13 protein-coding genes, 1 tRNA gene and 1 pseudogene are annotated in these 12,973 nt (G+C 72.6%); 5 read left to right on the plus strand and 10 right to left on the minus strand.

Annotation, left to right across the window (positions count from 1 at the left end; genetic code table 11):
* Positions 1 to 182 precede the first annotated feature (182 nt).
* The 8 genes from rfaE1 to CKO28_RS23450 all read right to left on the minus strand — a co-directional run bounded on the left by rfaE1 (position 183) and on the right by CKO28_RS23450 (position 8,570).
* On the minus strand, positions 183 to 1,712 hold the full coding sequence (gene rfaE1 / locus CKO28_RS23415) for a D-glycero-beta-D-manno-heptose-7-phosphate kinase (protein WP_200343313.1): 1,530 nt from the start codon (positions 1,710 to 1,712) through the stop codon (positions 183 to 185).
* 206 nt (positions 1,713 to 1,918) lie between these two features.
* A complete protein-coding gene (locus CKO28_RS23420; RefSeq protein WP_200343314.1) occupies positions 1,919 to 2,797 on the minus strand; it encodes a metallophosphoesterase in 879 nt (292 codons plus the stop codon).
* A 54-nt stretch (positions 2,798 to 2,851) separates the two neighbouring features.
* The gene (locus CKO28_RS23425; protein ID WP_200343315.1) at positions 2,852 to 3,457 is read right to left on the minus strand and encodes a polysaccharide biosynthesis/export family protein; all 606 of its coding nucleotides are present in this window, start codon (positions 3,455 to 3,457) and stop codon (positions 2,852 to 2,854) included.
* Positions 3,454 to 4,065, minus strand: coding sequence for an outer membrane beta-barrel protein (locus CKO28_RS28665; protein ID WP_338050232.1), 612 nt, complete (start codon positions 4,063 to 4,065; stop codon positions 3,454 to 3,456). The genes CKO28_RS23425 and CKO28_RS28665 overlap by 4 nt, the downstream gene beginning before the upstream one ends.
* The gene (locus CKO28_RS23435; RefSeq protein ID WP_200343317.1) at positions 3,986 to 4,693 is read right to left on the minus strand and encodes an outer membrane beta-barrel protein; all 708 of its coding nucleotides are present in this window, start codon (positions 4,691 to 4,693) and stop codon (positions 3,986 to 3,988) included. Before CKO28_RS23435 ends, CKO28_RS28665 begins: the two co-directional genes overlap by 80 nt.
* 384 nt (positions 4,694 to 5,077) lie before the next feature.
* Positions 5,078 to 5,257, minus strand: a complete 180-nt coding sequence (locus tag CKO28_RS23440; protein ID WP_200343318.1) for a hypothetical protein — start codon at positions 5,255 to 5,257, stop codon at positions 5,078 to 5,080.
* Positions 5,258 to 5,454: 197 nt separating this feature from the next.
* Positions 5,455 to 6,897 (minus strand): WcaI family glycosyltransferase, encoded by a 1,443-nt coding sequence (locus CKO28_RS23445; protein ID WP_242480772.1) that lies wholly within the window; start codon positions 6,895 to 6,897, stop codon positions 5,455 to 5,457.
* Complete coding sequence (locus tag CKO28_RS23450; RefSeq protein WP_200343319.1) at positions 6,894 to 8,570, minus strand: alpha/beta fold hydrolase; 1,677 nt, start codon at positions 8,568 to 8,570, stop codon at positions 6,894 to 6,896. Before CKO28_RS23450 ends, CKO28_RS23445 begins: the two co-directional genes overlap by 4 nt.
* A gap of 189 nt (positions 8,571 to 8,759) precedes the next feature.
* On the opposite strand from CKO28_RS23450, the gene CKO28_RS29655 reads away from it, so the two are divergent.
* Positions 8,760 to 9,341 (plus strand): hypothetical protein, encoded by a 582-nt coding sequence (locus CKO28_RS29655; RefSeq protein WP_242480773.1) that lies wholly within the window; start codon positions 8,760 to 8,762, stop codon positions 9,339 to 9,341.
* Here the strand turns inward: CKO28_RS29655 and CKO28_RS23460 are convergent.
* Together CKO28_RS23460 and CKO28_RS23465 are read right to left on the minus strand one after the other, a co-directional pair.
* Positions 9,320 to 9,394: transfer RNA gene (locus CKO28_RS23460), tRNA-Val, on the minus strand. The two genes, CKO28_RS29655 and CKO28_RS23460, sit on opposite strands and share 22 nt — an antisense overlap.
* A gap of 181 nt (positions 9,395 to 9,575) precedes the next feature.
* Positions 9,576 to 9,953, minus strand: coding sequence for a response regulator (locus tag CKO28_RS23465; RefSeq protein ID WP_200343321.1), 378 nt, complete (start codon positions 9,951 to 9,953; stop codon positions 9,576 to 9,578).
* A gap of 344 nt (positions 9,954 to 10,297) precedes the next feature.
* Between CKO28_RS23465 and CKO28_RS23470 the strand changes: the two genes are divergently transcribed.
* From CKO28_RS23470 to CKO28_RS23485, 4 genes and pseudogenes are all read left to right on the plus strand, one after another.
* Entirely contained in the window at positions 10,298 to 11,176 is an 879-nt protein-coding gene (locus CKO28_RS23470) for an N-formylglutamate amidohydrolase (protein WP_200343322.1), read from the plus strand.
* A 300-nt stretch (positions 11,177 to 11,476) separates the two neighbouring features.
* Positions 11,477 to 11,866: a type 2 periplasmic-binding domain-containing protein gene (locus CKO28_RS23475; protein ID WP_200343323.1), complete on the plus strand. Its 390-nt coding sequence runs from the start codon at positions 11,477 to 11,479 to the stop codon at positions 11,864 to 11,866.
* A gap of 22 nt (positions 11,867 to 11,888) precedes the next feature.
* Complete coding sequence (locus CKO28_RS23480) at positions 11,889 to 12,293, plus strand: DUF2000 domain-containing protein (protein ID WP_200343324.1); 405 nt, start codon at positions 11,889 to 11,891, stop codon at positions 12,291 to 12,293.
* A 340-nt stretch (positions 12,294 to 12,633) separates the two neighbouring features.
* A pseudogene (locus CKO28_RS23485) lies at positions 12,634 to 12,973 on the plus strand (IS21 family transposase); the annotation flags it as partial.

Below are 12,973 nucleotides of genomic sequence, written 5' to 3' on the forward strand. Positions count from 1 at the left end.
GAGCGCTCGCCGCCGCGACCGCCGTGATATAGGCCGGCGCCGCCCCCGCCCACCTGTTATCCACCCTGCCCAAAGAGATGCGATGAACCGACGAGCCCACGACCAAAGCCAAAATTAGAACTGCTGGTTGCCCTCGGCGTGCAGCCGGATTCGGGTGACGCGCGGCCGGTTTCGCGCGCCGCTCACGCCCCGCCGCCCTGGCCGCCCCCCTGGCCGCGCAGGCGCGCCAGCGTCGCGGTGGTCGAGTGGCCGGCCGACAGGTCCGCCAGCGCCACGCGCCCGCCGTAGCTTTCGACCAGGTCGGCGCCGACCACCGTGTCGCGGGTGTAGTCCGCGCCCTTGACCAGCACGTCCGGCTTCAGCGCCCGCAGCAGGTCCAGCGGCGTGTCCTCCTCGAACAGCACGACCAAGTCGACGCTGGCGAGCGAGGCGAGCACCGCGGCGCGCGCCGCCTCGTCCTGCACCGGCCGGCCGTCGCCCTTCAGCCGGCGGACCGACGCGTCGGCGTTCAGCCCGACCACCAGCCGGTCGGCACTGCCGCGTGCCTGTTCCAGCAGGGAGACGTGGCCGGGGTGCAGCAGGTCGAAGCAGCCGTTGGTGAACGCCACCTTGAGGCCGCCGCGGTGCCAGGCGGCGACCCGCTCGACCGCCGTGTCGCGGCTGGCGACCTTGGCTTCGGCCTGCAGCAGGCGCTGGGCGTGCAGCGCGCGCAGCAGTTCGTCCGGCCGGGCGACCGCGGTACCCACCTTGCCGACCACGATGCCGGCGGCGACGTTGGCGATCCGCGCCGCGTCGGCGAGCGACAGCCCGCCCGCGCGCGCCGCCGCCAGCGCCGCCACCACCGTGTCGCCGGCGCCGGAGACGTCGTAGACCTCGCGCGCCGCCGCCGGCAGATGGCGCACCGCCGCCTCGGCGTGCTCGACCAGGGTCATGCCGTGCGCGCCGCGGGTTGCCAGCACGCCGGCGACGCCGGACTGGCGGATCAGCGCCCGCGCGCCCGCCTCGACCGCGCCGTCGGCGTCCGCCCCGCCGGCGTCGGGCAGGTCGCGGTCGGTCGCCCGCGCGAGTTCCGCGCGGTTGGGCGTGACCAGATCCGCGCCGGCATAGGCGGCGTAGTCCTTCGCCTTGGGATCCACGATCACCGATACGCCCCGCTGGCGCGCCGCGTCGATCAGGCGGGCGGTCGCCGCGGGCGTCAGCACGCCCTTGCCGTAGTCCGACAGCACCAGCACCTGCACCTGATCGAGCGCCGCCGCCGCGGCGGCGAACAGGCGCTCCGCGGCGGCGTCCGGCAGGGCGGCGGTATCCTCCCAGTCGGTGCGCAGCAGCTGCTGCCCGCCGGCGAGGTAGCGCACCTTCACGCTGGTCGCCCGGCCGGGCAGCTCGATCAATCCGGCCGCGCCGGGGGCGGCCTGCTCGGCCAGGGCCGCGACCTGGTCGCCCGGTTCGTCGTCGCCCACGGCCGCGACCAGGCGCGGCTGCGCCCCCAGCGCCGCCAGGTTGCGCAGCACGTTGCCGGCGCCGCCCAGCATCGCCGTCGACCGGCCGACCTTGAGCACCGGGATCGGCGCCTCCGGCGACACGCGCTCGACCGTGCCGGTGACGAAGCGGTCGAGCATGACGTCCCCGACCACCGCCACGCGGGCGCCGGCGAGCGCGGCCAGCTTGCCCGCCAAGTCGCCGTCCTGGGCCGGGGGTTCGGGCGCGCTCATCCCGCCCTCCGGCCAAGCGGTCGGCGCGCGGGCGCGGCGGACGCAGTCGCCATGAAAAGGATCGGGATCGGGCTCAGCACGGGGGGTGTCCAGGTCCTGCAGCACCGGCGCCACGGGTCGACTTCGGGGCTAAAGCATCCGGCCGCGGCTCGCAAGCGCGTTGCCGCGGACACGGGTCGGGAGTCCGGCGCCGGCGGGCATCCCGTTCAGGTCTGCAGGAAGGCGATCTCCGCGCCGTCGATCACCAGCGCGGTCAGGCGGCCGGTGGCGTAAGCCCCGGTATCCACGGCGATCCGGTTGTCGTGCACCTGCGGGCGATTGACCACCGTGTGGCCGTGCACCGCCAGCGCGCCGTCGAACCGGTCCCGGCTGGTCAGGAACGGCCGGCGGATGCTGACCAGGTCCGCCGGGTCCTGGCGGTCCAGCGCGACACCCGGGCGCAGGCCGGCGTGGACGAACAGGTAACCGGCTTCCGACCAGGTCAAACGCAGCTGCTCCAGAAACCGGCGATGGCGGTCCGGCAGCACGGCCAGCAGGTCGGCCTGCAGGCGGCGCAGTTCGCGCAGCGACGGGTCGCTGCCCCAGGCCGGGACGCCGTAACTGGCCAGCGTCTCCCGCCCGCCGTTGACCAGCCAGCCGCGGCCCGCCTCGGCGTCGTCCAGGAAGGCGTGCATCCAGGCGTCGTGGTTGCCGCGCAGGCAGACCGTCTGCAGGCCCGGCACCGGATCGCCGGTCAGGCGGTCGAGCACCGCGCGGCTGTCGGGCCCGCGGTCGATGTAGTCGCCCAGGTGGACCACGACCGCCGCGCGCCGGCCGCGCCGGGCCGCGTCCGCCAGGATCGTGCGGTGCAGCCGGATCAAAAGGTCGCACCGGCCGTGCACGTCGCCGATCGCGTAGACCACCCGGTCGTGCGGGCCCGGTACCGGCGCCGGGCGCGCCTCCGGCAGGCCGCCGCCCGGCCGACCGCGGGACCCGTGCACGCGCGCCAGATCGTCGCCCAGCAGGCGCTGCGCCCAGCTCTTGCGCGCCGGCTCGGACGCGTGGCCAGCGGGCCGCGCCGGCGGTCGGTCGAAGGCCTTGGTCATGGAATGGCTGGGCTCACGCGATTAAGCTCGCTTCGAGGGGCAAGGGGGCGGCTGTCAAAACACCCGCTCCGGGACCTCGACGCCGTCGCCGGGCAGCAGCGGCGTGCCGGGCGTGCCGCGCAGCGTCTGCAGCTGGCCGCCACGGCCCGGACGCCGGATCGTGACCCAGGCCCGCCGCGCGCGATAGGTGTAACCGCCGGCAAGCGCCACCGCCTCCAGCACGGTCATGCCGCGGCGGTAGGGGAAGCGGCCCGGCTGGCGCACCTCGCCCAGCACGAACACCGGCGCGTGCGCCAGTAAGGCGACCGTGACCGACGCGCCGCGCACCCAGATACCCTCCAGCGCGGCCGCGATCCGCGTCTCCGCCGTGCGCACCGTCAGCCCGGCGAGCGCGACCGTGCCCGCGAACGGCAGGCGCACCAGGCCGGCCGCGTCCAGATCCAGCTCGCCCGACAGGTCCGGATGGTCGTGTACCGTAACCGCGATCCGATCGCCGGGCCGCAGGGTATATTGCGGTAATTCCTCGGGCGCGGCGCCCGGCGGCGCGCATCCGCCCAGGAGCTGGCCGACCCCCGCGGCGAGCGCGCCGACGAGCGCCGCGCGCAGCCACGCCCGCCGGCCGACGGCGCGCTCCCGCGCCAAGGCGGCCGGTTCGGTCAATAGCGCACCTCCAGGCTGAATTCGAACTGGTTGCGCCGAAACGACCGGACGCCTGCGCGGTTGGATTCCAGCCGGGCGTGGCGCAGCGACAGCCGTGCGTGCAGATGCCGGCTGGCGAAATAGGTCAGGCTGACCCCGGCGGCGACATCTTCGTCCCGGCGCCCACTGCCCCGATAGTCGTCCACGGCGTAGCGCAGCTGCAGCCGGGCGAGCAGGTCGCGCTGCAGTTCGTGGTCGAGCTGCGCCGTCAGCGCGGTTACCAGCCGCCCGCTCGCCGCCGGCGTCGTGGTCTCCCGCACCGACTGGTCGAGCGCCAGCCGCAGGCTGGTCAACTGGCTGGGACTGGTGACGATGCGAAGGCCGGCGGTCGGCACGAACAGCGCATCGAAGCGGGGATCGGCATAGACCTGCTGACGCAGACCGCTGTAGCCCTCCAGCGTCGTCAGACCGGTCGGCCGCCAGGTCAGGCCGGCGACCGTGGCGTGGCCGTAGGAGTCCCGGGCGTAGCCCTGGTCGTCGACCGCGGTATCATACAGGCGGGCGTTGATCCGGCTGCGGGCGAACCGTTCGAACCTGGGGGTCAGGCGGGTGCGTTCGACAAACTCCAGTTCGCCGACCCAATGGTCGCGGTCGTCGTTGTTGAGCGTGCCGCCCGCGCGCCTCGACGTCTTGGTAGTCCAGTTGGCGCGCCGTGAAGCTGGCGCCGAGATCGGTCGTCTCGCCGCGGCGCTTGACCAGGAGTTTGCCGCTGCGCGTGCTAAACACCGCCGGGGCGGCGGCGTCGGCCGGGCTGTCGGCCGATTGCCGGGGGACGTGGCCGCGCCGCCAGTTGGCGGTCGCGCTGGCGTGCAGGCCGGTTGTTACCTGCACCCGCCCGAACGCGGTGGCGTCCAGGTCCAGGTAGTTCTCGCCCGATTCCTTGAGATAGGCGCCGCGTTCGGCCGCCGCGGCGATACTGGCGCTGTGGCCGCGCCAGTCGGTCTCCGCGGCGACCGCGGGCCGGGTCCGCAGCACCAGATCCGAGCGCCGCTGCGCGTCGTTGGCGAACACGTTGTCGTCGAAGACGAGCGCGCTGGTCACGGTCGGACGGATCCACAGCCGGCCGAGCCGCCCGCCGTGCTCGGTCATCCGCGGGCGCGGCCGGTCGAGCACCGTCTCGCCGGGACGCAGCGGACGCGCTTCGCCGGGCGGGGCGGCGGCGATCAACACGGCCGACAGCACAAGCGCCGCCGCCACGGGCCGCGTCCGTCGGCCCGCGCCGGCCCCGACCGGTCCGGCCAGGGTTCCGGCGTTGGTCCGCATTCGGGCGCTGGTCGGCGTTCGGGCGTTCGACGGGATGGGTGTGCCGGCGGCCGGCGGCGCCGTCCGGGGGATCGCGTCCCGCGCCCGCTCGCACCCGTCCTTGGCCACCGGTCCATCCTTCCCCACGTCGTCGGCACGTGACGGGCGCAGGACCCAATCGATGCAACGACCGGATACCGATTCCCACACCGCACGATTGCAGGCGGCCAGCCCCAGGGCAAGCGCGTTAAAAAGAAAGTTGCTGAACGATAGTTACACGCAGGAGATGTACGCCGGCCGGCCCGCGCGCGGGCGCGGGCGCGGGTTATGGGGCGCGGGTTATTCGGCGTTGCCTTTGGCGTCCGGCTCGCGCGGTCGCGGGTCGTGCGCATGCGGGGCCCGCTGCGTCTCCGGCGGGGCGGGGTCGGGCGGCCCGCGGCGTTCGGCGCGCGCTTCGTCATAGCTGCGCAACCGGCGCAGCAGATAAGGGCTGGTGGGGTATCGTCGCGCCGTGCTCATCCGTCCGCCCGTCGTTGCCCGCGCCGCGCCGACCTTGGCTGTGCGCCCGGCGGCCGATTACCGCAGATAGAAGCCTGCCGTACAAGCGCACGGAATCGGTAGCGGCCAACCGCCGATCGGTACCGCGGGCCAAAGCGGCGTAATCCGGACGGACCGGTTGCCGTTCGTCTGAGCCGGCGGGCGCGCGGCGGTCGACGTTATCCGCCGGTACGCGACGCTGCGACGCCCAGCGCCTCGGTCCGCGCGTCGTAAAGCGCCCGCTCCAGCCGGGCCAGCACCGCGTCGCGGTCGAGCCGTTCGACCGCCCGCTCGCGCGCCGACCGGCCGAGGCTGCGGCACAGCACCGGATCGGCCGCCAGACGGTCGATCGCCCGGGCGAACTGCCCGCCGTCGTTGGCATCCAGGCGCAGGCCGCAGTCCGCGACCAGCGCCGCCAGCTGGCCGTCAATCGGCGCCGCCGCGATCACCGGGCGGCCGCTCGCCAGCATATGGGTCAGCTTGGACGGCAGCACCAGCGCGTCGATCCCGGCCGCCTGCGGCAACAGGTGGACGTCGGCGCAGTTCAGCAGGTCGTTCAGCCGGTCGGCCGGAACCAGCGGCCCGACGGTCAGGTTGGGCAGCTGCGCCGCGGCATCGAGCAGCCGGCGGCGGGCCGGGCCGTCGCCGAACACGGCGATGTGCAGATCGCGCCGGTGGACCAGCCGTTCCGCCGTCTCGATCAGCACGTCGAGCCCCTGCTTCTCGCCCAGGCTGCCGGAATAGAGCGCGACGAACGCGTCCGCCGGCAGGCCGAACGACGCCCGCGACACCTCGCGTGCCGGTAGCGGGCGGATGGCTCGGCAGTCGACCCAGTTGGCGAGCACGCCCACGCGGGCCGGCGCCACGCCCTTGGAGGCCAGCCGCTCGGCCATCGCCGGCCCGATCGTGGTGACCCGGTCGAACCGGCGCAGCAGCCACGCTTCCAGGCCGGCGGCCCAGCCGCGCCGCCGTCGGGTCCGCAGCAGGCCCAGTTCGACCGCGGCGTCCAGCTCCAGGTCCTGCAGGTGCAGCCACGCCTTGGCACCGCTCAGCCGGGCGGCGAGCCAAGCGTTCGGGGCGCTCAGGATCGACGGCGCCACGCTCACCACGACGTCGGGCCGGCCGGCCAGCGCCCGTCCGACCACGGCCGGCAGGCTGCTCAGGGCGAACGACAGGTGATGCAGCACGCGCCGGGTCCCGGTCGGGCGCCCCGGGACGTAGATCGGGCAGCGCAGCGTCTGCACGCGCGCCTCAGTCTCGCGGCGGTAGCCCCGGGCGCGGCCGCCATCGGCGACCCGCCAGCCGGGGTAGAACGGCGGGGCGGCGACCACCTCGACACGGTGGCCGCGCGCGGCGAGCCAGGCCGCCATGTCGCCGGTCGCCTTGCCGGCGCCGACCAGATCCGGCGCGCTGTTCAGGGCGAGGATCAGTATCTTCAGCGGCGGCGGCGCGTGTGCGTTGCCGAGGTGCGGGTCCGGCGCGTATGGATCCGGTCCGGGTGGATCGGGGACGTCTCGGCGTGAGCGCCCGGTCCAGCCAGTTCCGTCGAATCGCACGGCCGGCGCCCCGTCGAGCAACGGCGCGGCCGTCCGCGGCTGCCGGTCCATGCCCATCCTGGTCATGCCCGTTTCTCCGCTTGCGCGTGTGGGTGCGTCTGGCGGCCCCGCCGACGTCCGTCCTGGGCGTCGATGCGGCCTGCGCGTTCGAGGCAGTCTTCGGGTATTTGATTAAAACGCTCTAAACTTTCGCCAGACGTGCGTTTCGCCCGAGACGTTTCCGGACCCGATCGGCCCGCGCGGTAGGCCCGCGCGATCTCGAAGGCCCGCAGATGGGCCTCCGCGCACGCCTTGGGATCGCACACCCGCTGCGCCGCCCGGCGCAGTTCCGCGCCGATCCGCGCCCGGCCGGCCGGGTCGGCCAGCAGGCCGGCGGTCGCCCGCGCCAAGCCGGCCGTATCGCCGGGCGGACACAACAGACCGTGGTGCTGCGGCGGCACGAGCGTTGCCAGCACGCCGACCCGGAAGCCGACCAGCGGAACCGCCAGCGCCATCGCCTCGCCGGCGGCCGTGGGAATGCCCTCGCCGCGGGCGGGCGAGGTCAGCCAGGCCACGTCGAACGCTTGCGCCAGGCAGTGGACCCGTTCCCCCGGCGCCCGGACGATCAGGTCGTCCAGCCCGAGCGCCCGGGCCCGGTGCCGCAGCCGGTCGGCGTGCGCCGCCTGACCGGTGAAGCGCGCGCCCAGCCAGACGAACGCCACCTCGGGCCACGCCCGGCGCAGCGCGGCCGCGGCATCGAGGAACGCGTCGTGGCCCTTCTGCGGGGTCAGGTTGGCGATCATCCCCACGACCGGCCGGTCGCCGAGGCCGAGCTCCGTCCGCGCCGCCGCGCGGACCGCCGGGTCCGGGCGGAAGCGGCCGGCGTCGACCGGCGGGGCGAACGCCACCACGCGCCCGGCGAGCGGCCCCGCCGGCCCCGACGTTGGCAGGCCCAGCTGTGCCGTCGCCAGCGCGGTGCCGGTGGTCATGACGCAGTCCGCCCGGGCGCGCACCAGGGGCCGCAGCAGCCGGACCAGCGCCGGCGGCGTGCGGGTATCCAGGATCTGCCAGACCAGGGCCGCCCCGGCCCGCCGGGCGGCGACCGCGGCCTGCGGGTTGGCCAGGCCGTTCAGCAGCACGACTTGCGCGCGCGTTTCCCGGATCAGCGCGGTCAGGCGGCGCACGTCGTCCGGCCAGCCGGCCAGCGTGTCCATCGCCGCGCGGATCGCGTGCAGGTTCAGGGTCCAAAGCAAGCCGCTCTCGCCGCGGACCAGGTTGGACAGCAGGAACTGCCGGATACCCGGGTCCTGGACAGCGCGCTTGAGCGCTTCCTCGACCTGCTTGCGGCTGTCGTGCTGCGCCGGATCGACCGCCAGCATGGCGTCGACGAACGCCAGCAGCGAGCCGCCGGAATAGGCGACCGGGGCGATGTCGGCGACGATCAGCCGGTCGATCAGCTCCGGTCGGGTCAGCGCCAGCACCATCGCCGCCTTGCCGCCCATCGAATGGCCCAGCAGCTCCGCCCGGCCCTCCGGCAGCGCCTGGATCAACCCGGCGACGTCGTCCGCCATCGCCGGATAGGTCATCTCGTCCGACCAGGGCGATGCCCCGTGGTTGCGCAGATCGGCCGCGATCACCCGCCGGCCGTCCGCCAGCCCCTTGGCGATCGTCGCCCAGTTCTTCGCCTGCCCGAACAGGCCGTGCAGCACCACGAGCGGGGGGCCGGCACCGGTCGTGAGGGTATTGAGGGACTGCGTCATGGCGCCTTTGTGGCCGGCCCGGGCGCGTCGAGGCAAGGCCCGCCGAAGTCGCTCGGGCGAATGGCCTCAGGGTGGTCAGACCAGCCCAAGGGGCAACCTGTTCGGGATCGCAGACCGACCAGCGCCGGTTCTCCGCGCCCGGAACTGGCGGCCCGGAGCCCCCGCGCCACGACCCTTGGAGGCGCGCCGATGACCGACCGGAAGAAAATCGTCGAGTCGTTGCGGGCGAGCGCGGCAGGCGCGCTTGGCAACGGCGAGGGATCGAACACGCTTGCCCTGCTGCGCACGAGCGAGCGGCTGCTGCTCGTGGTGGTCGCGGCCCTGACGGTGCTGGCCGCCGCGACCGAACTGATCGCGATCGCCACCGACGGGCGGATTTCGCTCGCCGACCTGCTGCTGATGTTCCCGTATACCGAGGTCGTCGGCATGCTCGCGGTCTCGAGCAAGATGCTGAAAGGTGGTTCCACCTTTCAGCATCTTGCCCTATCACGCCAGCCGGCGGACGCCGGTGATCTACCCGATCTTCATCGCGATGACCGCCGTCGCCCGCCTTCTGGTGCTGCAGAGCAAGGACATGCCGCCGGAAAAGATCCTGTACGAGGCCGGCGCGATCGTCCTGCTGGCGATCGCCGCGACCGCCCTGCGCGCGGCCGGCATCGGCTCGGGCGCGAAACGGGATTGACGCCCGGCGGACCGGTTCGCGCCGAACCCGAAAATCAAACGGATAGGCTTGGCGGAAAGATCCGAAATGGTGGGCGTGCCAGGGATTGAACCTGGGACCTCCTCGATGTCAACGAGGCGCTCTCCCGCTGAGCTACACGCCCATCGCGCGGCAGGGTCGCAGCCGCCGGACAGGGCCGCACCCACCGCGCGGACGCTCGCTTACCACCGTGCGCGGGGCTGTGCAAGGGGGGATACCGGCCGGGATATTGGATCGCACGCGGGTTCGCGCGGGTTCGGGCGCGCACGGGCGCCAGCGGGCACGAGCATCAGCGAACGCGGGCGTCAGCCCTGCGGCGTCGGCTCGGCGGCCAGCACGTCCTCGACTTGCCGGGCGAGGTCGTTCAGGTGGAACGGCTTGGACATCACCCGGGCGCCCGCGGGCGGCTCGTTGCGCGGACTGAGCGCGACGGCGGCGAAGCCGGTGATGAACATCACCCGGATGCCCGGCCAGCGGGCGCCGGCCCGCCTGGCGAGCTCGATCCCGTCCATCCCCGGCATCACCACGTCGGCCAGCAGCAGGTCGTAGCGCAGGATCTGCACCCGGGCGTAGCCGCTGCGCCCGCAGCCCACCGCGTCGACCCGGTGCCCCGCCTTGCGCAGCGCGGCCGCAAGCACGTTGCGCAGCCCGTCGTCGTCTTCCGCCAGGAGAATCCGCGCCACCCGCCAGCCCCTTGTCCACTGCGTCCGCGCGGCCATCCTGCCCCGAGCACCCCGCCGGGCGCCAGTCCGCCGGGTCGCGGTAACGCGCCCGAGGGCTATGCTCGCCGCGGCGCACGCGGAACGAACCTGCCTTGGCAGACGTAAAACCAGCATTAACTCGGGGGATCGCGCCGCGCCGAACCGCTGTCGCGCACCGACCACCCCAAGCCGGGACGGCGCGGTCGCCGGCCGCGGAGCGCGCGCGGGGTGACAGGCGCCGCGCGTTTCCGTAACACTTTGGACCGGTCAAGCGCGCGCACCCGTGACCGCGCGGCACATCCGAACAGGTCGAGACGCGAGCGTCGATGGAAGCCGAAATCCAGCCCTGCGATATCGAGCGCCCGTGCGACGTCCTGGCGCCGGACACGCAGACCCTGCCGCTGGTGCTCGCCTCCCCGCACAGCGGCCGGCACTACCCGCCGGCGTTCGTCGAGTCCTCGCGCCTGGACCGGCTCAGCCTGCGCCGCAGCGAAGACGGCTTCGTCGACGAGATCTTCGCCAGCGCCCCGGAGCTGGGCGCGCCGCTGCTGCGGGCGAACTTCCCGCGTGCCTACGTCGACGCCAACCGCGAGCCGTTCGAGCTCGACCCGCGGATGTTCGTCGACCCCCTGCCCGCCTACGCCAACACCCGCAGCCCGCGGGTCGCCGCCGGTCTGGGCACGATCGCCCGGGTGGTCGCCAACGGCGCGGACATCTACCAGGACAAGCTGTCGTTCGCGGAGGCGCTGCGCCGGATCCGGACCTACTACTGGCCCTACCACACCACGCTGCGCCAGCTGCTCGACGACACCAAGGCGCGCTTCGGCGGGGCGATCCTGATCGACTGCCACTCGATGCCGTCGATCGGCGGGCCGATGGACCGCGACGCCGGCCACCGCCGGGTGGACTTCGTGCTGGGCGACTGCCACGGCCAGGCCTGCAACCCGGAGATCCCGCGCCTTGTGCACCAGGTGCTGAGCGAGCAGGGCTACCACGTCACCCGCAACACGCCCTACTCCGGCGGCTTCGTCACCCGCCACTACGGCCGCCCCGAGACCGGCGTGCACGCCCTGCAGATCGAAGTGAACCGTTCGCTCTACATGGACGAGCGCCAGGTCCGCCGCGCCAGCGGCCTGGCCACCCTGGCCCGCGACCTGCGCTCGGTGATCGAGACGGTGGGCGCCCTCGAGCCGGGCAAACTGTAGCTGCCGTTCCCGCCGGGCGCGGCATCGCCAAGACAACATCAACACGGACAAGCCGGACCGGCTTTGACCGCCGCTTTCAGTCTCCCGCCCGGCCGCGGAGGCAGCCTGGCGCCGTCGGCGGGGAAGCGAACCGCGCACCCTCGGGCTTCAAGGCGACCGGTCCTGCCGAACCCGCTGCCACGACACGCTTTGGCGGATTTTTACCCACTCTGAACTTGCAGAGCAGTGCGCCTACAGCGGGGGTGAGGGACCCGGGACGCGTGTATCCTGGCGGTAGAAGGTCCCCGCCAAGCCGTCGTCGTGGCAAACGCCTACTCGTATATCAACCATTTCTATATTTCCGACGATCTGCTGCCGATTGGTGCCTTTTTCCGGACGACGCCAAGTTACGGGGTCGCGGTGCGCGCGCATCAAGCCGAGGCCGACCGGCTGCCCAATCTACACCTACCGGTTGCATCCCATCCTGCGCCTCGGCACCTTGCATCGGACCTCATGCCCGACACGGAGTTCAAGGTGACGGAGACCAAGTCGACCAGTCAGGCAGCGCGCCGCGTCGCCGCCGGCGACGCGGACGCCTGCATAACCAATGCGGAGGCGTGCCAGGCCCACGGCCTGCGCATGGTCTCCGATCTGATCCCGATCCGGATGCTCTGGACGTTGTTCGGGCCCACCCGCTTCTTCCGAATTTGAAACCAACAAGGAACGCATAGCTATGAGCCAAAAATGCGTGATCGTCATCGACGACAGCCTGCCTGTTGGGCTCAAGGCCAACATCGCCGCCGTCCTGTGTCTGAGCGTCGGCTCCAATTTCCCAGACGTCATCGGCCCTGACGCCACCGACGCCACGGGCAATACCTATACGGGAATCACACGGATCCCGGTACCGGTGCTGATGGCCTCGACCAATCAGATCGCCGATCTGGTCGCCGCCGCGCGCGACAAGGAACTCTACCACGCATCCTTCACCGACGCGGCGCTGAACACGAAAAAATACGACGATTACACAACCGAGCTTGCCGATAAGCGATCCGACGAGGTCATGCACCACGGTGTCGTACTCGTCGCGTCCGACAAGCAGGTCAAGAAACTGACGAGCGGGCTCCCGCTCCTCAAATGAGGCTTGGAGACGTGCGTTGAGTGAAATGATCTACGTTCCGGGTGCCGTGTTCAACATGGGCAGCGACTGTTCTGCGACAACAACGGTGGCCGGTGAGCGTCAGCCACGTTGACCGGTGACGGCTGGCTCGGGGCGATCCACAGGCCCGGCCGAACAGGCCGGCCGACCGCGCGCCCCCAGTCGCGCGCCGTAGGTCGGCCGGCCGTCGGTGAGGCCGGGCCTTGTGGATCGCGCTGGCCCCAGTGGATCCGTCTTTTCGGGTAGAAACTGGCCGGTGCGGGTCGTTAGGGCGACCGCAGGAAAAACAAGAACTCTGTCGATCAAGTCGATGGAGGTGCGGTTGCCCGGTAAACCCATCACCGACCAGCAGAAGGCACTCTATATGCGTGAACGCAAGCATCACAACCAGGCCGTCGCCGCCGCGCGCGCGGGCATGAGTGAGCGCACCGCCCGGCGACACGAGAAGGATCCCCGCAAACCCTCCGAGCGCCAGGCCGCGCGCGGGCGGACCGTGCCGGATCCCTTGGCCGGGGTCTGGGAAAGCGAGCTCGTGCCGATGCTGAAACGAGATCCCAGTCTCAAGCCGGTCACGCTGATGCACTACCTGATGCGCAATCATCCGGAGAGCTTTCCCGACCAGGAGGTCCGCCGGACCCTGGAGCGGCGCGTGCGCGATTGGC

Source organism: Rhodovibrio sodomensis (assembly GCF_016583645.1).
Lineage (GTDB): Bacteria > Pseudomonadota > Alphaproteobacteria > Kiloniellales > Rhodovibrionaceae > Rhodovibrio > Rhodovibrio sodomensis.

Bases quoted from the DNA above. Each gene is read 5' to 3' on its own strand.
- CKO28_RS29655 (WP_242480773.1), top strand. From the start codon at position 8,760: ATGACCGACCGGAAGAAAATCGTCGAGTCGTTGCGGGCGAGCGCGGCA.
- CKO28_RS23420 (WP_200343314.1), bottom strand. From the start codon at position 2,797: ATGACCAAGGCCTTCGACCGACCGCCGGCGCGGCCCGCTGGCCACGCG.
- CKO28_RS23470 (WP_200343322.1), top strand. From the start codon at position 10,298: ATGGAAGCCGAAATCCAGCCCTGCGATATCGAGCGCCCGTGCGACGTC.
- CKO28_RS23440 (WP_200343318.1), bottom strand. From the start codon at position 5,257: ATGAGCACGGCGCGACGATACCCCACCAGCCCTTATCTGCTGCGCCGG.
- CKO28_RS23480 (WP_200343324.1), top strand. From the start codon at position 11,889: ATGAGCCAAAAATGCGTGATCGTCATCGACGACAGCCTGCCTGTTGGG.
- CKO28_RS23445 (WP_242480772.1), bottom strand. From the start codon at position 6,897: ATGACCAGGATGGGCATGGACCGGCAGCCGCGGACGGCCGCGCCGTTG.
- rfaE1 (WP_200343313.1), bottom strand. From the start codon at position 1,712: ATGAGCGCGCCCGAACCCCCGGCCCAGGACGGCGACTTGGCGGGCAAG.
- CKO28_RS23450 (WP_200343319.1), bottom strand. From the start codon at position 8,570: ATGACGCAGTCCCTCAATACCCTCACGACCGGTGCCGGCCCCCCGCTC.